Source organism: Streptomyces sp. NPDC090083, assembly GCF_044747445.1.
Taxonomy (GTDB): domain Bacteria; phylum Actinomycetota; class Actinomycetes; order Streptomycetales; family Streptomycetaceae; genus Streptomyces.
The window spans coordinates 87,889-105,110 of the sequence record NZ_JBIVED010000008.1 but is presented as its reverse complement, the minus strand read 5'-3'; the positions used below and the strand labels follow the sequence as shown (position 1 = coordinate 105,110).

The 17,222-nt window shown below is 62.1% G+C and carries 18 protein-coding genes; 9 read left to right on the top strand and 9 right to left on the bottom strand.

Going from position 1 to position 17,222, the window contains the following annotated elements; genetic code table 11:
- The first annotated feature begins 528 nt into the window (after positions 1 to 528).
- Positions 529 to 651, top strand: coding sequence for a hypothetical protein (locus ACIPTO_RS26950; RefSeq protein ID WP_401196306.1), 123 nt, complete (start codon positions 529 to 531; stop codon positions 649 to 651).
- Positions 652 to 917: 266 nt separating this feature from the next.
- Here the strand turns inward: ACIPTO_RS26950 and ACIPTO_RS26945 are convergent, their stop codons facing one another.
- The 3 genes from ACIPTO_RS26945 to ACIPTO_RS26935 form a co-directional block, all read right to left on the bottom strand.
- On the bottom strand, positions 918 to 1,520 hold the full coding sequence (locus ACIPTO_RS26945) for an MT-A70 family methyltransferase (protein WP_401196304.1): 603 nt from the start codon (positions 1,518 to 1,520) through the stop codon (positions 918 to 920).
- A gap of 409 nt (positions 1,521 to 1,929) precedes the next feature.
- Positions 1,930 to 2,127 carry a hypothetical protein gene (locus tag ACIPTO_RS26940; protein WP_401196302.1) on the bottom strand — a complete coding sequence of 66 codons (198 nt, stop codon included), beginning with the start codon at positions 2,125 to 2,127 and terminating at the stop codon, positions 1,930 to 1,932.
- 229 nt (positions 2,128 to 2,356) lie between these two features.
- Positions 2,357 to 2,641: a hypothetical protein gene (locus ACIPTO_RS26935; protein WP_401196300.1), complete on the bottom strand. Its 285-nt coding sequence runs from the start codon at positions 2,639 to 2,641 to the stop codon at positions 2,357 to 2,359.
- Positions 2,642 to 2,931: 290 nt separating this feature from the next.
- On the opposite strand from ACIPTO_RS26935, the gene ACIPTO_RS26930 reads away from it, so the two are divergent.
- Entirely contained in the window at positions 2,932 to 3,336 is a 405-nt protein-coding gene (locus ACIPTO_RS26930; protein WP_401196298.1) for a hypothetical protein, read from the top strand.
- Positions 3,337 to 3,369: 33 nt separating this feature from the next.
- Positions 3,370 to 5,367: an AAA family ATPase gene (locus ACIPTO_RS26925; protein ID WP_401196296.1), complete on the top strand. Its 1,998-nt coding sequence runs from the start codon at positions 3,370 to 3,372 to the stop codon at positions 5,365 to 5,367.
- Between the two features lie 90 nt (positions 5,368 to 5,457).
- Here the strand turns inward: ACIPTO_RS26925 and ACIPTO_RS26920 are convergent, their stop codons facing one another.
- Both ACIPTO_RS26920 and ACIPTO_RS26915 read right to left on the bottom strand, forming a co-directional pair.
- On the bottom strand, positions 5,458 to 5,781 hold the full coding sequence (locus tag ACIPTO_RS26920; RefSeq protein ID WP_401196294.1) for a hypothetical protein: 324 nt from the start codon (positions 5,779 to 5,781) through the stop codon (positions 5,458 to 5,460).
- Between the two features lie 2 nt (positions 5,782 to 5,783).
- Complete coding sequence (locus ACIPTO_RS26915) at positions 5,784 to 6,206, bottom strand: ATP-binding protein (protein ID WP_401196292.1); 423 nt, start codon at positions 6,204 to 6,206, stop codon at positions 5,784 to 5,786.
- Between the two features lie 353 nt (positions 6,207 to 6,559).
- Between ACIPTO_RS26915 and ACIPTO_RS26910 the strand changes: the two genes are divergently transcribed.
- Entirely contained in the window at positions 6,560 to 8,014 is a 1,455-nt protein-coding gene (locus ACIPTO_RS26910; RefSeq protein ID WP_401196777.1) for a helix-turn-helix domain-containing protein, read from the top strand.
- On the opposite strand, the gene ACIPTO_RS26905 is transcribed toward ACIPTO_RS26910, so the two are convergent.
- The gene (locus ACIPTO_RS26905) at positions 8,004 to 8,822 is read right to left on the bottom strand and encodes an alpha/beta hydrolase (protein ID WP_401196289.1); all 819 of its coding nucleotides are present in this window, start codon (positions 8,820 to 8,822) and stop codon (positions 8,004 to 8,006) included. The genes ACIPTO_RS26910 and ACIPTO_RS26905 overlap by 11 nt on opposite strands.
- A gap of 61 nt (positions 8,823 to 8,883) precedes the next feature.
- On the opposite strand from ACIPTO_RS26905, the gene ACIPTO_RS26900 reads away from it, so the two are divergent.
- Both ACIPTO_RS26900 and ACIPTO_RS26895 read left to right on the top strand, forming a co-directional pair.
- The gene (locus ACIPTO_RS26900) at positions 8,884 to 10,137 is read left to right on the top strand and encodes a hypothetical protein (protein ID WP_401196286.1); all 1,254 of its coding nucleotides are present in this window, start codon (positions 8,884 to 8,886) and stop codon (positions 10,135 to 10,137) included.
- A gap of 86 nt (positions 10,138 to 10,223) precedes the next feature.
- Positions 10,224 to 11,426, top strand: coding sequence for a hypothetical protein (locus ACIPTO_RS26895; protein WP_401196284.1), 1,203 nt, complete (start codon positions 10,224 to 10,226; stop codon positions 11,424 to 11,426).
- Here ACIPTO_RS26895 and ACIPTO_RS26890 read toward each other — a convergent pair.
- The 3 genes from ACIPTO_RS26890 to ACIPTO_RS26880 all read right to left on the bottom strand — a co-directional run bounded on the left by ACIPTO_RS26890 (position 11,419) and on the right by ACIPTO_RS26880 (position 13,134).
- Positions 11,419 to 11,790 carry a hypothetical protein gene (locus ACIPTO_RS26890; RefSeq protein ID WP_401196282.1) on the bottom strand — a complete coding sequence of 124 codons (372 nt, stop codon included), beginning with the start codon at positions 11,788 to 11,790 and terminating at the stop codon, positions 11,419 to 11,421. The two genes, ACIPTO_RS26895 and ACIPTO_RS26890, sit on opposite strands and share 8 nt — an antisense overlap.
- 129 nt (positions 11,791 to 11,919) lie before the next feature.
- Entirely contained in the window at positions 11,920 to 12,354 is a 435-nt protein-coding gene (locus tag ACIPTO_RS26885) for a helix-turn-helix domain-containing protein (protein ID WP_401196279.1), read from the bottom strand.
- A gap of 51 nt (positions 12,355 to 12,405) precedes the next feature.
- Positions 12,406 to 13,134 carry a 3'-5' exonuclease gene (locus ACIPTO_RS26880; protein WP_401196276.1) on the bottom strand — a complete coding sequence of 243 codons (729 nt, stop codon included), beginning with the start codon at positions 13,132 to 13,134 and terminating at the stop codon, positions 12,406 to 12,408.
- Between the two features lie 182 nt (positions 13,135 to 13,316).
- Between ACIPTO_RS26880 and ACIPTO_RS26875 the strand changes: the two genes are divergently transcribed.
- The 3 genes from ACIPTO_RS26875 (at position 13,317) to thrS (ending at position 17,214) form a co-directional block, all read left to right on the top strand.
- Positions 13,317 to 13,883, top strand: a complete 567-nt coding sequence (locus ACIPTO_RS26875; RefSeq protein ID WP_401196274.1) for a DUF4365 domain-containing protein — start codon at positions 13,317 to 13,319, stop codon at positions 13,881 to 13,883.
- Positions 13,880 to 15,112 (top strand): hypothetical protein, encoded by a 1,233-nt coding sequence (locus ACIPTO_RS26870; protein ID WP_401196272.1) that lies wholly within the window; start codon positions 13,880 to 13,882, stop codon positions 15,110 to 15,112. The genes ACIPTO_RS26875 and ACIPTO_RS26870 overlap by 4 nt, the downstream gene beginning before the upstream one ends.
- Before the next feature lie 125 nt (positions 15,113 to 15,237).
- On the top strand, positions 15,238 to 17,214 hold the full coding sequence (gene thrS, locus ACIPTO_RS26865) for a threonine--tRNA ligase (protein WP_366323084.1): 1,977 nt from the start codon (positions 15,238 to 15,240) through the stop codon (positions 17,212 to 17,214).
- The last annotated feature ends 8 nt before the right edge of the window (positions 17,215 to 17,222 follow it).

Sequence of the window (17,222 nt, the reverse complement as noted above, 5' to 3'; positions counted from 1 at the left end):
CGACAACCGAAGTGGCCACAGCCAGGGAGGCCGAGCGTGGTTGAGCCGGGCAGCTGAGTCTCTTACTAACCGTATCCGCGTGCCAGGCCCTTGGGCCACGGTCAGGCCAGACAGTACGCCGAGGAGCAGTGAGCTGCGTCGTTGGCGGGTGCTAGCCCTCGTGCCGACGCGGATTGTTGCCATGAAGCCCGGGTGTTCAACTCTCTTCCGCAGCCGGGCCCGAAGCTCTGTCCCCGCTGGCCTGGTACCGGTCAGGGCTTGCCGCATCAGCGGCAGGCTGGGATCGGGGAACTCGGCAGGGAGCACGCTGGGCAGGATGCGCGGGCCCAACACGACCTGCACGACCAGCGCTTCGCCTTCCGTCAGGGGTACGGCGAGGGCGGAGAGCACTGCCCGGGAGACGGCCTCCGGAGTATCCATACTCAACGGCAGGTAGGAAGGTCGGATTCGAAACCGGCCCGCCGACTGGACGCGAGGACGAACTGGCTGGCGTTCGGGAGTACCGTCCAACTGGGAGTCCGGCACCAGGTGTCCGAGCAATCGATCCAACCGCGCGATATCTACCGGGCGGCCCCCGAGCAGGTGGCGTACGAGGCCGCCTTCGGCTCGTACCTCCCATACAAGCTGCGCGACCTGGCGATCGGCCGCTAGCCGGCCCAAGAGGGCGAGCGCTGCATCGGCGTCGAGCGGGCGCGGGAAATGTAGCTGGACGAACTGCAAGCCGTGGCCTGAAGTAGTGATCATGTAGCGTCCCTCGCTTCGGCCGCCTCGGCTTCCGCTTGATGTTGTCGCTCTTCAAGCACTACAGCTAGCAGGGCTTTGCTGAGCTTGCGAATGTCTGGAGTGTCATGTCGGACACCGTCAACCTTGAAGCGGCGTTGTGGGCGATTCGCTCGACTTTTGCGTGAAGCCATAGATCACCTCCTTTCGTGTTGGTTGTGGCCTTGGTGGTGCTCGTCGTTCGGCACCCAGTAGCCCGGAATGCTGATGTCCGCGTCGATCTGGTTGCCCCACACGAACCAGTCGCGTGTGCTCGGCGGTTGCCGTCGGGCGAACAGCTCCAGGTAAGGCCCGGTAGAGATCCGCTCGATGACCGCGTACTGCTCGTCGGGCTTGCGGGAGTGCTCTTGCACGGGCGCGTTGATCCACGTTGGCTGGGACTTGAAGCTCACAGGGGCCTTGCCGCGCGTACAGAACAACAGGTGCTCTGTGCTATTGCGGAGGTAAGCTCCCAGGCCGAGACGGAACTTGACCCACGTGAGGATCGAGCGGGGCGTGAAGCCCCAGGCTTCGGCCACGTCGTACCCATCCCGCAAACTGGCGTTGGTCACCCACAGCCAGAGGTGTGCGTCGTTCTCGGCGAGTTCTGTGATCGGCATTTCCTTGATGCGTTTCAGGCTCATAAGCCGGTAGTGCTGTTCGGCGCCCTTGAGCCCCTGCTGCTGGTGATCCCATGGCGGATCGGCCAGAATGGTACGGAAGCGTGTTGGTACCTCCAGTGGTGTTGAAGCGTCTGCCACGTCTTTTGTTACCCTCCTTTCTTTGCCTTCTGGAGTTAATCCGCCAGAAGTAGTTATAGGTGTAGAACATTCCAAACAGCTTGGAAATCGTTTGCCCGCTTGAATGTTCGCCCGAAAATTCAAGCGGACATACAGGTCGGCAAACCGGTTGGCACGCTCGTTTTTGTCCATGGGTCAGGCAACGGAAAAGCCGTTGTGTTATCTACACGATCACGGCTGAGTGACTGCTACCACCGCCGCTTTTGGCGAATGGCCAGAACGGTGGAGACCACCGCAGCCACGACGGCCGCGGCGATCAGAAACGGCACGACCGGCCGCACCATGTCGTACGCCCACCGAATGCAGTACGCAGAAAGCAGGAGAAGAACGAGCGCACGAAGCGCTCGTGTCTCCCATCCGGACCCGGTGTTCACTGAGGGCTGTACTCCTCGTGTGCCGTGGAGTTGGCGAACTCGTCATCGCCGCACAGAGAGGCAGCAAGATGCCGCTTGCCTTCGCTTTCTCGGGCCTTGACTGCGTCGTTGACGGCAATGAATCCGTCGAGCAGTCGCCAGCGGCTTTCGTTGAACCACTGACGCACGGCTCGCAGTTCTGAGGTGGTGCTCACTCCCGGCTCCCTTGCTTGAGTCCCTCGGTCGTTCACATACGCCCCCGATAGGCGGCACGGCGCATCTGCTCCTCGGCCCATCGCGCTTGGCGACGAATGTCACTCATCGCCTGGCGCGGGTCGGGATAGCGGGTGGCAGGCCGGCGAGGGCCTGCTCCTCGAACCTTCATAGCCAGCCGGGAGGTCACCCATCCGACGGCGAAGCCGAGCGCCAGTAGCAGGGCGACAGTCACCCGCCGATCTCCTGCCCGAAGCGGTTGACGTTCCGCGCGATGGCCATGGCCGCCGAGTTGGCGATGAGGGCCAGGGCCTCGGAGGCATCCGGGCACGCCTTCTCAAGCTCCATCTGCGTGCGCTTGAGATAGGCGACTTCAGCCATTGCCCCGTCTGCGACCGCCGAGATTGCCCGCGAGCTGGCTCGCTCGACCTGTGTTTCCTCGGCCACGGCAACGAGCGCACTGTGCGCTCGCCGCGACATAGGCGGGAGGTTCTGCCTCCGCACCATCTCGCTCATGTAGGAGGGCTCCTTTCCACTGATGATTTCTCAAGTCCGAGCCGCACCGCCGAAGCGGTTGGGCTCTCGCCTGCTGGCGATGACCAAAATCTCTCAGGGGACACCCTGGCTGCGACATGTCTTACGCAACCAATTTGGTGACTTTCTTTGGCTGTCTACCTCCGTCGGCAGCCAAGATCTCTTGACGAGATCAACAATAAAGTTCATAATCGCGTTTTATAATGCGAGAATTACCGCCACAATCAGAAAGAGAGCAGCTTCCGCAGGCGCAGCTTTTTAACGTCGATGCCATGAGTGATGAAGAAATCGTCATGGTGTACCGGGGACTTGATGCTGTGACTGACACAGAGATTTCCTGCGAAGAAGATGACCTAAAGCAGAACTTGATTAATCGCCTGTGTAGAGAACTGGGTGATCTGGCGACACGAGATTGGGAGCGTGTGAAGAATCTCGTATCCACAGCCGCGCAAAGTGAGAACGAGATCGTCGGCTGTTTCGCTGTAGATGTAGCAGCCGCTCTAGTGCGCACGAACTACGAGTTCGCGCGAGATACGCTTGTCGCTCTCGACGTAGCTCGGGATGATAGGTCCGTCCAAGTCAGCTCGCAGTTCTGTAACCTGTTTCAAAGTGGTGTTCTGACCCCGGAACAGGCTGCGGATCTGGAAGCTCGACTCGAAGCTGCACGCGACTACTAGTCCCATGTGCTCCGCTCCGGCATACTGTCGGCCGTGACATCAAGGCCTCCTGCGTTGCCCGCTGTGGTTGTCAAACTACAAGAAGAGCTTCAGAAAGTCGCTGATCGCTTGCTTCGGAACGCCTTTAAGCAAGCTGGCGATGCTGACGAGCGTGAGAACTTTCCAACGCTTGCTCACACCGCTCGGGCGCTGGTAGGCGAAGAACGCTGGAGGCGCAGCCCCAACCAAGCCGTGATTGATGTGGTGCACCTTGCAATTATCAAGTTGCCGGTGAATCTCTCAGATCGTAGTCCTGAACAGACTGTCGGCAAGAATAAGTGGCAGGGAAAGCCGGAGCGGCACGTAGCAGAGATCGTCTATGGCTATCGGGACGATGAGGTGCCCACACGCTTTGATGACAGCGGTGCCGAGTTGCCGCGTAGCTACGATAATAGCTACCTCCCTGCCGCTCTGAGTTTATTGAAGATTCCAAAAGGCAGCACATGGCGACGGATCTTCATGGTAATCAAGCAAGATCTTGCAGCTGAACTGTTGAGGCTGACCCCAGATTCCTTGATGGCCTATGGCGTCACAGACCTGGTGCAACCTGAAGTACCTGAAGCTGCATCGATCGCTAAGAGAATCGGCGACAGCCGCAGTCTCGCCCTGAGTGAACCTCCGGTTTTCGTGGATCGCCCTGAAATTCGAGCCCAGTTCGCTGAAGCCGTACGGCAGAGAAAGCGGATCATTGTGCTGTACGGGGAGGGTGGAACAGGTAAGACCTGGGCAGCCCAGGAGTTCACGCGCGAACTTGACAGCGTGGTGGTCAGAGCAAATCGGCCGGAGCTCATGCATGACGACATGGCTCAGGCCTTGGAAGATAGAGGTATTTCCTGCGCTGGCGACGATGGGTCTGTAAGAAGGTCATTTCGCAAAATGTTGTCGAGCGACCAAGCGCCTGCGTTTGTCGTGCTCGATGACGTCCAGGACGAGCGAGAGCTGAGGTTCTATCTACCGAATGACCTGCTGTCGAGAGTGGTAGTCACTGCTCGAACGAAGATCTTCAGTACACCAAGCCATGCGTTCTTCGTCAAAGTTGATTCTCTGAGCGAAGAGCAAGCTATGTGCTTCTTGGATAGCTATCTACCGAATGCCTCGCGGTCCGAGAAGCTACTTCTTTATCGGACACTCGGTGGAAGAGTCCTTGCGATGCGGCAGGCGTGTGCCTACCTCACTCGGTACGACGTGCGTATTGTTGACTTTGTGGCCGCTTTGCAGCACCACAGGAATGGCCTGCTGGAACAGATCCCGGAGCGTACAGACGTAAATCTCTCGTACATGTACCGGGATATCCTCTCTCGCGTGGGGGAGAGCAATCCAACGGCATTCAGTATCCTGAAGGGGATTTCCTTCACTAGTCCAACCGTGATTCGGCGCTTGCTGGATTGCTACGCTGCCGCGAAAATGGAGAAGCCCACGGCTCCCGCCATCAGGGACTCGCTTCTTGAGGGAGCGTATGTTGCACTGGAAGAACTGTGTATCGTGGAGCGTCACCACGATGTGGCAATTCCTGTTGTTTCGATCCACCCTCTTGCGCAATCAATCTTGCGTCACTCTTTTAAAAAAGAAGCGATCCCCGTATGCCATGAACTCGCAATCGTTGCAGCTCTTGAGCAGAGGAAAGTGTCGGTGGAGTATGAGCGGGAGGGGATTGGCGATACGTACTGGTACCTTGGCGTTCCGTGGCACTTGGAAGTTCAAGGCTATGAAGTTCTGAGGACGTGTGGAATGACCTCTAGAAGAGAGGAGTTGTTGGCGCGCATTTTTCCTCGGTTGATGAATAATATGTTTGGTGACTTCACAAGGCGAGTCGTGCCCGAGTGGGAAATGATGGTCGACCCTGTTCAGGCGATCGATTTCATCAGAGATTCCGTTGAGCTGTATCCTCCGAATTTGCGGCCCTACCTGAAGATGAGGCTTGAAAAGGTACGCGGCTTTCAGCATCAGATTACCGCGTGGCGTGAAGCAAATGGAGGTAAATACCCGTTCTAACTTTTGCTGCGCGACGACGTACGCCCCTGGAGGTCTTCCATCTCCAGGGGCGTACGATTAGAAACATGCCAATTGATCGGCTACTCCACGTCAGAGGACTTCCTCGCAGGCTTCGTGCACTTCAGCCCTTGCGTCCAGACACACAGCCTCATAGAACAGCATCCGCGCGATGGGGTGTGTTGTGACATGACCTGCTGACGGGATAATGAGGTGCTGCACTTGCTTTTCAAAGAGCCATGTACCAAGTTCCCCGAGACGCAGGAGCCGGTACTGATCTTTTCTGATCTCAAGCAACCTGAGATTGTGGGTATTGGCGTACTCGTGCAGCTGCTTCTCTAGCACCTCGACTTCGCCATCAGGCAAGTTGAGAACGCGCAAGTAGCCGTAGGCGGGTTCTAATTCTTGGCGAGACACTGCTACTCACCGACCAACGTGAGCGAGCACCACACGACCTTGCCGCCGGTCGGCGGAAAGTAGTAACCCCACTCTTTCGAGACGCTTTCCACGATGAACAGGCCGCGCCCGCTTTCTGCCTTTGGCGCTGAAAGCCCATGGAGCACAGGTGGCTGGACATCCGGGTCGCCCACTTCGACGATCAGGTGGGTACCGCGGTGCCGCAGGATCAGCGCCACCCGAACGGGCCCGGTGGCCGGCGCGGCCTTGATGACGTGCCGCACCGAGTTCGTAACGAGCTCGGAGACGACGAGGGCGGCCGTCTCGATGTGGTCAGGCGAAACATGCCAAAGGCTCAGTACGTCGCGTGCGTGCCGCCTTGCCCAACGCACGGCGTCGGGTTGAGCGGCCAACTCCAGGCGGCTGATGAAGTGTTCGGGGTTCATGGCGGCACTCCCTTGCTGTTCGCTGGTGGGGCGAAGTACCTGGAGGGAGCATTGGGGTTGAAGCGGCCGGGACGTCATGGCACTACCGCATAAGGGGGTTATGCATGGCATGCATAGACAGCGCCACCCGGGCGGCCTAAAGTCCGTAGGCTTGGCACTGGCGTAACCGGCAAGGCCCCCACAGGGAGCGGCACATGGCAGGGCAGCACGCTCGATACTGCACTTGCGGTACGCGGCTGGCCCGGGACAATCACGGCGAGCGTTGCTCTACCTGTCAGCGAAAGAACCTCGATGCAGCGGCCAGTGCTGATGTTTCGCCTATCGTGCCGGTGGAGTTCTGGCAGCACGAACGGATGCACGAGGCGCTCGCAAGCTGGCATATGGGCCAGGTGTTCTACGCCTACCGATCGCACCCCTGGCATGGCCGAGTGCTGTCACAAGAGCTGATGGCTAGTTGGTTGGAACTGAACCAGGCGCAGTTAAGCCGCATCGAGAGTGGCAAGGCGCCGCAAGACCTCGGCAAGCTCATGAGATGGGCGCATAGCCTGCGGATTCCGCCAGACCTACTGTGGTTCAAGCTGCCTGTCGTTGGGCGGGCCACTGCTACCGCGGTCGTCGCCGCTCGACCTCTGCCTGAAGAGCCAGCTCCAAACCCGGAGCCACCACTGGCCGGCGGGGTGCTGCCGGTCGTGGTCAATGGTCGCACTGTGCTCGTTCTCCTCGATGCAGAGGCGATTGCAACGAGCGGGCTGGGCAGCTTGGTTGGTCACTCGGCGGACGCGTCCGCCCAAGCCACAGAGCGAGACCCAATGAGCCCCTTGAACCGTCGAAGCTTTCTCAGGAACGGTGTTGCTGCTGTAGCGCTGCCCGGCCTCGGCCTGGATGAGCTGCAACACGTTGCGAGCGCACTCGACGACTCCCACCGCTACTTCGACGGGCCGGTGGTCGACTACTTCCGTCGTGTCCTCGACAAGGCCAAACGCGATGACGGTGCGCTTGGCCCCAAGAAGACGCTGCCGGTCATGCTTGGCCTGCTCGGCGCTGTCGAGAGCCAGGCGCGAGACGTGAAGCCGGAGGTGCGGCGCGAGCTGCTGGCGGTGGGTGCAGACGGAGCTGAGTTCGCTGGCTGGCTGTACCGCGACATCCATCAGCCCCAGGCGGCCGTGTTCTGGTACGACCGGGCCATGGAGTGGGCACAGGAGGCCGACAACGCAGCCATGCAGGGCTATGTCCTGCTGAAGAAGTCGCAGATGGCGTATGACGAGCGCGATGCGCTGCGGATGCTGACGCTTGCCCAGGCAGCAGGACACGATCGCTGGCAGCTGCCGGCGCGGGTACGAGCCGAGGTGACACAGCAAGAGGCGCTCGGCCGGGCCATGCTCGGTGATCCGCTCGACGTGGTGCGTGGCCAGCTGGCCGAGGCGGAGACGCTGCTGGCCAACGCACCAGAGGACGCACCAGACGGCCTCGGGGCGTCCTTCACCAGCCCGACCCGCGTGCTGCGTGACGCCATTACGCTCACCGAGGCCGGAAAGCCTGGCCTCGCTGCCGACCTGTTCAGCGACGTCCTCACCACCGGAGCGCTGTCCCGACGCGACACTGGGTTCTTCAATGCGCGGCGCGCGGCGGCGCTGGCTCTCAGCGGCGAGCCTGACGAAGCAGCGAAGGTCGGCAAGGCGTCAGCGGCCGTGGCTCACGAGGTCAAGTCGGAGCGCACAGTCCGTGTTCTCGGCGAGGTGTTGCAGACCCTTGACTGCTGGCGTAGCCGACCCGCCGTCCGAGAATTCCGCGAGTCGCTTACGGCGTAGCGGTGAGCCAGTCCGTCACCGTACGGATCACGAACGCCTGGTACTCCTGGCTCTTCGGGTCGAGGTACTGCGGGTCATCGTGAACGGCGAAGCCATGCTGTGAGCCTTCCACTGGCACCAGCTCTACCGGTGCGGTGAAGCGGGCAACAGCGTCCTGAGACGACTCGAACGGCACGAGTGTGTCCGCCGTGCCGTGCACGATGAGCGTTGGCGCCTGAACCTCGCCCAGTGCTTTGTGCGGCTTGAGCCAGAACACCTCGTTCATCATCGGGCGGCCGTGCCGAAGCGTGGGCGTGAACTGGATGGCCCCGCGCTCGGTCAACTCGGCCGCGGCCTCCTCGCTGATGACGTCATCAGTCCAGTAGGGCCGACTGTCGATGGTGCGCCGCTTGTAGTTGAGTTGCGGATTGAACAGCACGAGGCGCGAGACCTCCTCGGGACGCTTCGCTGCGTAGTAGGCGCAGAGGCCACCGCCGAAGCTGGCCCCGAGCAGCGTGATGTCGTCGGCTCCTGTTGTTTCGCGGGTGTACGCAAGCACGACTCGGATGTCGTTGAGGATCGTGGAGAGCGTCAGCTCTTCCTGCCGACCTTCGCTCTGACCGTGGCCGCGGAGGTCGAAGCGCAACGAAGCAACCCCCGCTCCAGCCAGTCCAGCCGCGAGTCGCGTGAAGAAGCCGCCCTCCTCACGGGTGACACCACCACCGTGCACGAGTACGACCACTCGGGGTGTTGGTGTTCTTGACTCGACCAAGGTGCCGGCGAGGTGAAGACCGTCGAGGGTGCGGACGCTCACGTCTGTAGTTGGCATGCAGCAAGAGTAGTTCGGGCAGCACGTGACTGGGAGGTCTCGCAGCAGCCTTGGGAAATGAATGAGCAAACGAGACGGCAGATTGTATAATTTGAAAATGGATCTTAGGAAACTTCTTAAAAAACTCCAATTTGACGCACGTTCCGAAGGAACTCTAGATGGGCCGTGGGGGCGCACGCAAGTTATCCCTGATGATCTGGCTACAGAAGAAGCCAAGATGCTGCACGTTGGCCCTGCTGTATCCGGTCAGATCACCGAGCTGGTCGAAGCTCTATTGGCTGACTTGCGATTCGAACATCTGAGTAAAGACGCCGATAAGCGCGTATGGCGCTTTGTGTGCCAATCTGCTCTTGATCGGAGTACGGATCACGTCGCTGGCTTCCTCTTTGATAATCAAAAGGAGCTGCGGTCCCTGTCGATCAGATTTGGTATTGACCATCTAGAGATCGGCGAGTCTTTTACACTGGCTGACGTTGAGTTTCTCCCCTTGCCTGAAGGGGATACGAAGGATGGTGATTTCTTTCGACACAATGAAAATTGCGGAAGTGTTGCCCGAGTAAAAGCTACCGGCACTGCCTCAGATCGCATGGTTATGCGCGCTCGGGAGCATGTGGCCCACGCCGTACGTATCTTGCGGGTAAGTTTGGCGCAACAGGGTCTCTTCCATAGTATGCAACTGAGATTCCGGGTTGGCGAAGAATATATTATTGAGGAGCGTGGACGCGGTTTTCAACGGCATGTCGATGCCCCCACTACGCTTGGGTTGCCGAAGCCACCAGGGGAGATCCTTGCTAACTTCTCATTCTTGAGTGTGCCTCATGGGAACGCGAGTAAGATGCAACGACAGGCGGCGCTTGCGCTTAAGTGGCTAGACGAGGCGCAGATTGCGACTGATCCATTTCATCGCGTTTCTTTCATTTTCTCGGCACTGGAGGCGATGTTGGGTGACAAGTCGGGGGGCCTGAAGTCTCGCCCGCTCGTCTTCTATCGAACTACGCTTGGGCACACGGTTACGGGTAGTTTCCCTGATCCTAAAAGGTTGTATTACCTGTACGACAAGGTCCGATCGTATGTCGTGCATGGGGAGTTTCCGGAGTTCTTTACGAATGATGATGTGGAGTTCCTCGAAAGGAACATCCGTAAAGCCTTCTTTGAGCTGGTAGATTTTTACGAGTCTCGCAATATTAAGACCAGGGCGGCAGTTAGAGCGGCGCTCAGGGAAGAGGCGAAGAACCATCTGGCCCTTGACTGGTTGAAGAGCCACGACCCAGAAAACTGGCCGGATGATTGGTCGCCCGACGTCGGCGGTGCCTAGTTCTTACTGATCATGCATCTCTTGTTTTTGCTTCAGTGTTCCGGTATAAGAGGGTCTGTGGCTTGAGGTGCTAGAAGGAGATATGAGTGACTGGAAACTTGGACGCTGAGATTGGCCGAGTGAATGAACTTACGCGTGCCATGCTCATTGAGTATGCGGCGTGGGGTTCGAAGATCAAGGTTGGTGAAACCCAGTTCGCGGCGTATAACGAGATGCTCGACTTTGTGAATGTTCGCATGGAGACGGTGGAAAGCTGTCTGCTGCTAATTGAGAACCAGAAAATCGCCGATGCGCTTGGGCTCGGCCGTTCACTCCTTGAGCACTACCTCCTGTTCATTCTGATGTGTCGCGGCAAAAAGGTCTTTAAGCTCCGTGATATGACTAACCTAAAGGAGGCGGAGTTTAAGAAATTTCTCCGCGACGAGCGCGAAAAGTACGCCACACTACGCGCATCAGGCAAGACGAGTGTCATTGACGTCAAGAAGGCCCCGCGCACGGCACGGCATCTCATGTATGTGTTCGAGGGGTACAAGTTTGAGGACGATCCTGACTTCATCCTGCCAGCTCACTACTTCCACTTCCGGGAATTTCATCCGGAGACCATGCGCCTCAAGGAGGAGGACTACTTTCAGTATTACGAACCGGAGCCCGAGCTTGTGAAGGCCCTCAAAGGGCATCGCGCTGAGAGTGCACTGAACTACAAGTTCTATCTGTCGTATGATGGCCTGCTGGAGTTTCTTGAACTGAACGAGCTCATCGATGCTCCTGTAATCGCCAGGATTGAAGCTCACTACACCTTCCTCGGAAAGTTCCTGCACCCGACGCACGACGCTGCTCGCAACCTGCACGACAACAGCAATGTGCGCTACGGGGACACTCGTGTGGGAATGCGTCAACCGTACTCCAAGACCGCTGTACTGCTCGCCTCTTTGTACCTCTGCTACTTGACTGCTGGATTTCTAGATGAAGCGGCAGGGCTGATCGAGGGGGCTCCCGAGAAGTACATTAGCCAGACTGGCACGGAGAGGTTGCGCGAGCTAAGTGGCGCCGTGCCGGAGAAATTCCCATACTTCTGGTTCCTGTTCAACGACCCGCCGCTCTATGACCGCTTTAACTACTGCATTCATCATGCTACGGACGAGGAGCTACAAGAGTGGGGCGGGTATGCGAATGTACCCAAGGAGCGAGTGCCGTTCAGCCAACACATTTATGGTTCGCTCGAGGGGGCTCTGACTGGCTGGGGAAATGCACGGTGCGGCAGCTACGTACCGCCCCGGATTTCTAGTTAGTTTTCGGGCGTCGGCCGCCTCGGCTCGTAGGGGTTGCTTCAGCTGTAGCCTCGCCCGAGGTGGCCGCTTCGCTGGCCTTGGTACCCAAGATCCCTGCGATGGCTGCTCGTCGCTCTTGGAGCCGTTGTTCCTCGGCGTCAAGTTCGGCCATGGCTTTCTGCTGGATGCTCTCGTCCTCTAGTGTCTTGACGACCCAATCGTTGAGTGCCTCTACGCCAACATCGTTAACGCTCTGTTCGGTTATGCCGCGTAACCCCTCGATCTGCTCCCGTAGAACTGGATCAATGCGTACGGCGAACACGACCGGCTTGCGTTCTTCCTCGGCTGCTACTTGTCCTTGTGTGTCTGGCGCTTGTTCGTTCATTTAGATTTCCCTCCTGTTGTTGGTTGGCATGTTCATTTATAGAGATTGGAGCTTAAAGATTGTTTATGGAGCGCGATTAGCCCCACCCTGATGTGTCGTAGGTGGGGCTAATCTAAAGGTTGAAAGCTGTTAGGTTCGATCGTGAGGGCCGCGCATCTTGACTTCGCGTTTGATGAGTCGATAGCGCACGGCGCAATCTGTGACCCCAAGTCGGTCACCAATCTTGGCAAGCGACATGCCCTGGGTGTATAGCCGCTCCGCTTCGTCCACATCCGCCTCAGTGAGCTTGCGCCAGCGGGTTTTGATGCCTTGACGCTTGAGGATGGCGCTCACTGTCATTGGAACGATGTCGAAGTCGTCGGAGAGTTGTTGCAGAGTCGCTCCAGCTTTGTATGCCTGGCATAGCTTTGCGACCTGCTCTTCCTTGAGGCGCTTGGCCCTACCGGTCTTGGGTCGCCGCTCTCGCCTCGGCAAGGGCGTAGTGGGGTCAGGAAGCGCGCCGAGAAGGCCCAGAAGGGCCCGCAACCGAGGCTTCGTGTTCCAGTCGGGTACCTCGTCGCCCACCGGGAAAGGCCGGTCCGCAGCAGCGGACCGGCTTTTTTGTCGGCCCGCACGCTAGGCGGCCTCCGCCGTCAGGTCCGGGCGCAGGGGCCACGACTGGTCCACCGACTCCGGGGTGCCGCTGCGCGCGAACCACGCCTGGAGGCCGCGCGCCTGGGCCGCGTGCCAGGTCGACTGCAGGGTGTGCAGCTCGGCCGGGGACAGCCGCTCCATGCGCGTCGCGAAACGGCGGCCCAGCGCCCGTACGACCTCCAGGGACGCCAGCGCGTCCGCGCCCGCGTCGTGCGCGCCCTCCAGCTCGACGCCGTAGTGCGCGCACAGGTCGGTCAGGGTGCGGCGGCCCTTGCGGTAGCGGTCCAGGTGCTTGTCCAGGACCCGGGGGTCCAGCACCCGCAGCGGCGTCGCCTGGAACCAGTGCTCCAGCGAGGTCGCGCGATGGCGGCGCAGCTCACGGTCCAGCAGGGTCAGGTCGAACGGCGCGTTCATCACCACCAACGGCCGCCCCATCGCCGCCTGTTCGGCCAGCTCGTCGGCTATCTCGTGCATCACCGGCGCCGGCCAGCGGCCGTTGCGCTGAAGATGCTCGTCCGTCAGTCCATGGATCGCCGTCGCCCCGGCGGGCACCGGCACCCCCGGGTCGACCAGCCACCGGACCGCCCGCGGGCGGGTACCGGGGGCGTCCTGGACGACGACGGCGGCCGACACGATCCGGTCGGTCTCCACATCCACGCCCGTGGTCTCCGTGTCGAACGCGGCCAACGGGCCCTCGTACCAGCACGTCATACGTACACAACTCCTCGTTCACCCACGGCAGCTGACGCACCGTCTTCTGCCTGTTTGGTGATACCCGGGCTGTTTGCGCCGTACGCCGGAAGGACACAACAGGAGTGCGGGTCTTTGCAGTTCAGCGACCCGGAGCAGGCATTCAGCGACACAATTCACCTGAACTTGGAAGGCTGTTGGCCATGGTGATAGCGCAGCCCGAGCGGGGCGGGCTGCTGCCCGAACGGACGGCACCCCAGCGCGGATCGCTCGCCACCACCGCCTGCATGGAGACACTGCAGGTGGGCTATCTGCACGCCGTCGCCGCCGCGGCCGGCTGCTCGCTGTCCCAGCCGTTCCCGGACAACGGCATCGACTGGCACGTCAGCCACGGCTCGCCCGGGCACACGGTGGACGACGAGGTCACGATCAAAGTGCAGCTCAAGTGCACTTACCAGATCCCGCCGAACCCGCCGGGACGTTCCTTCTCCTTCACGCTCGACAACGACCACCTGCGCAAGCTCGCCCGCACACCGGTCTCGGTGCACAAGATCCTCGTCGTGATGCTCGTCCCGCGTTCCCAGGACGACTGGCTGCGCGCCAGCCACGACCGGCTCGATCTGCGGCACTGCTGCTACTGGGTCAACCTCGCCGGTCACGCCATCACCGGCAGGACCCGGACCACCGTGCGCATACAGACCTCGCGCATCTTCGACGACCGGGCGCTGTGCGAGATCATGACGCGGGTCGGGACGGGAGGCAGGCCATGAGGCACCGCTCGGTCGAGGAACACCTGCGGACGGTACGGCCGCACCCCGTCGACCCCGCCTCCTGGGAGCAGCCCCCGGAGCCCGACCAGGTCGACCCCGCCGTCCTCGGCGCCCTGCTGCGCCGGCACGGCTGGCAGCGGCGCGGCGGAGCCCCCGGACGGTACGGCCGCTGGACCCCACCCGGGCCCGGCGGCTCCGGCACCAGCCTGCTGGTCCCCGAGAGCCGGGCCTTCCCCGACAGCGACGACCTCCTCGGCGAGGCCCTCGACGCGCTCGCCCGCAGCAACACCCCCTCCGCCCGCGAGGTCCTCGTCGGCCTCGCCGTACCGAGCGACGAGATCCGCTGGTGGCGGGACATCCCGACCGGCCCGGCGGGCGCCGCGTCCTGGACTGTGGAGGAGCAACTCCGCGCCGCCGCACGGCAGATGCTGCTCGCCGCCGCCCTCGCCACCCGCGCGCGGGCCGGCTACTACGGCGCCCGCCACCGCCGCCCCGCCGCCGCCTCCCTCGAACACGTCCTCGTCGGCTCCGCGTCCGGCGGCCGTCACCTCACCGCGTTCGTCCCGGTCGAGACCGGCCGCCCCCTCGCCGTACGCCTCCACCAGGCCCTGTACGCCACCCGCGAGGCCATCGACTACGAGCGGGCCACCGGCGGTATGGACGCCTTCGACGGGGCCGTGGAAGCGGGCGTGAGCCGGGAGTTGACCGAAGCCGTCGTCGCGCTCGTGCGCGGTACGGAGGGGGCCCGGATCGCCGTCGAGTGGGCGCCCGGCGCGGGTGTCCCCGCGGGCTGTGCCGCGCCCGCCGAGGCCGTCGAGTTCTCGCCCGGCGACCTGCCCGTGCTGCGCGCGGCCGGGGCCCGCTATCTGCGCGAGGAACCCGCCATGCCGGTGCGCGTCACCGGCACGGTGGTGCGGATGCGCCGGTCGGGACCGCGCGGCGAGGGCACCGTACGGATGCAGGTGATCGCCGGGGCCGAGGTCGGGCATGTGCGGATGACGCTGGACGAGGAGTCGTACCGGATAGCCGGGCACGCCCATCTCGTCGGGCTGCCGGTACGGGTGCACGGGCGGCTGGAGAGCCGGGGCGGGTTCCGCCGGCTGACCGGTGCCTCCGGGGTCGTACCCGTGCAGGTGGACGAGGCGGAGCGGGACCGGCTGATGAAGTCGATCCAGGGGAATGTGGAAGGCACTGCCTTCTTCGAGGAGGCGTGCAGCGGGGAGGACTGAGGGAGGACGGGGCGAGGGGGAGCGGGGGCGACCGTTTCGCGGTGGGCCCCTTAGGGTCGGTACGATCCCCTATTGCGCGCGCTCCCGGTATGGCGCCGCATCCACCCTGCAGTCAGGAGAGACCGGTGTCAGACGTCCGTGTGATCATCCAACGCGATTCCGAGCGGGAAGAGCGCACGGTGACGACGGGCACGACGGCCGCCGAGCTCTTCGCCGGCGAGCGCTCGGTCATCGCCGCGCGCGTGGCCGGAGAGCTCAAGGACCTCGCCTACGTCGTCTCCGAGGGGGACGAGGTCGAGGGCGTCGAGATCTCCTCCGCCGACGGCCTCAACATCCTGCGCCACTCCACCGCGCACGTCATGGCGCAGGCCGTGCAGGAGCTGTTCCCCGAGGCCAAGCTGGGCATCGGCCCGCCGGTCAAGGACGGTTTCTACTACGACTTCGACGTCGAGCGGCCGTTCACGCCCGAGGATCTCAAGGCCATCGAGAAGAAGATGCAGGAGATCCAGAAGCGCGGCCAGCGCTTCTCGCGCCGCGTGGTGACCGACGAGGACGCCCGCGAGGAGCTGGCGGACGAGCCGTACAAGCTCGAACTCATCGGCATCAAGGGCTCCGCGTCCACCGACGACGGCGCGGACGTCGAGGTCGGCGGCGGCGAGCTGACGATCTACGACAACCTCGACGCCAAGACCGGCGACCTGTGCTGGAAGGACCTCTGCCGGGGCCCGCACCTACCCACCACGCGCAACATCCCGGCCTTCAAGCTGATGCGCAACGCGGCCGCCTACTGGCGCGGCAGCGAGAAGAACCCCATGCTCCAGCGCATCTACGGCACCGCCTGGCCCTCCAAGGAGGAGCTGAAGGCGCACCTCGACTTCCTGATCGAGGCCGAGAAGCGCGACCACCGCAAGCTGGGCAACGAGCTGGACCTCTTCTCCATCCCGGACCAGATCGGCTCCGGCCTCGCCGTCTTCCACCCCAAGGGCGGTGTCGTCCGCCGGGTCATGGAGGACTACTCGCGGCGCCGCCACGAGGAGGAGGGCTACGAGTTCGTCTACACCCCGCACGCGACGAAGGGGAAGCTCTTCGAGACGTCCGGCCACCTGGACTGGTACGCCGACGGCATGTACCCGCCCATGCAGCTCGACGAGGGCGTGGACTACTACCTCAAGCCCATGAACTGCCCGATGCACAACCTGATCTTCGACGCGCGCGGCCGTTCCTACCGTGAACTCCCGCTGCGCCTCTTCGAGTTCGGGACCGTGTACCGGTACGAGAAGTCCGGCGTCGTGCACGGTCTGACCCGGGCGCGCGGCTTCACGCAGGACGACGCGCACATCTACTGCACGCGCGAGCAGATGGCCGACGAGCTCGACAAGACGCTCACCTTCGTCCTCAACCTGCTGCGGGACTACGGCCTGACGGACTTCTACCTGGAGCTGTCGACCAAGGACCCGGAGAAGTTCGTCGGCTCGGACGAGGTCTGGGAGGAGGCCACCGAGACGCTCCGCCAGGTGGCCGAGAAGCAGGGTCTGCCGCTCGTCCCCGACCCGGGTGGTGCCGCGTTCTACGGCCCGAAGATCTCCGTCCAGACGAAGGACGCGATCGGCCGGACCTGGCAGATGTCCACCGTGCAGCTGGACTTCAACCTGCCGGAGCGCTTCGACCTGGAGTACACGGGTCCGGACGGCTCCAAGCAGCGGCCCGTCATGATCCACCGCGCGCTGTTCGGGTCCATCGAGCGGTTCTTCGCGGTGCTCCTCGAGCACTACGCGGGTGCCTTCCCCGCCTGGCTGGCGCCGGTGCAGGCGGTCGGGATCCCGATCGGGGACGGGCACGTCGAGTACCTGGAGAAGTTCGCCGCGGCGGCCAAGAAGAAGGGGCTGCGCGTCGAGGTCGACTCGTCCTCGGACCGGATGCAGAAGAAGATCCGCAACGCGCAGAAGCAGAAGGTCCCGTTCATGGTCATCGTCGGCGACGAGGACATGAACGCCGGGACGGTGTCCTTCCGCTACCGCGACGGCTCGCAGGAGAACGGCATCGCGTTCGACGAGGCCATCGCCAAGATCGAGCAGGTCGTGGCGGACCGGGTGCAGGTCTGAGTCCACCG

Coding starts and splice junctions, on each gene's coding strand:
- ACIPTO_RS26880 (WP_401196276.1), bottom strand. CDS start 13,134: ATGACGTGCTGGTACGAGGGCCCGTTGGCCGCGTTCGACACGGAGACC.
- ACIPTO_RS26870 (WP_401196272.1), top strand. CDS start 13,880: ATGAGGCACCGCTCGGTCGAGGAACACCTGCGGACGGTACGGCCGCAC.
- ACIPTO_RS26905 (WP_401196289.1), bottom strand. CDS start 8,822: ATGCCAACTACAGACGTGAGCGTCCGCACCCTCGACGGTCTTCACCTC.
- ACIPTO_RS26930 (WP_401196298.1), top strand. CDS start 2,932: ATGAGTGATGAAGAAATCGTCATGGTGTACCGGGGACTTGATGCTGTG.
- ACIPTO_RS26890 (WP_401196282.1), bottom strand. CDS start 11,790: ATGAACGAACAAGCGCCAGACACACAAGGACAAGTAGCAGCCGAGGAA.
- ACIPTO_RS26935 (WP_401196300.1), bottom strand. CDS start 2,641: ATGAGCGAGATGGTGCGGAGGCAGAACCTCCCGCCTATGTCGCGGCGA.
- ACIPTO_RS26910 (WP_401196777.1), top strand. CDS start 6,560: ATGCACGAGGCGCTCGCAAGCTGGCATATGGGCCAGGTGTTCTACGCC.
- ACIPTO_RS26915 (WP_401196292.1), bottom strand. CDS start 6,206: ATGAACCCCGAACACTTCATCAGCCGCCTGGAGTTGGCCGCTCAACCC.
- ACIPTO_RS26875 (WP_401196274.1), top strand. CDS start 13,317: ATGGTGATAGCGCAGCCCGAGCGGGGCGGGCTGCTGCCCGAACGGACG.
- ACIPTO_RS26900 (WP_401196286.1), top strand. CDS start 8,884: ATGAGCAAACGAGACGGCAGATTGTATAATTTGAAAATGGATCTTAGG.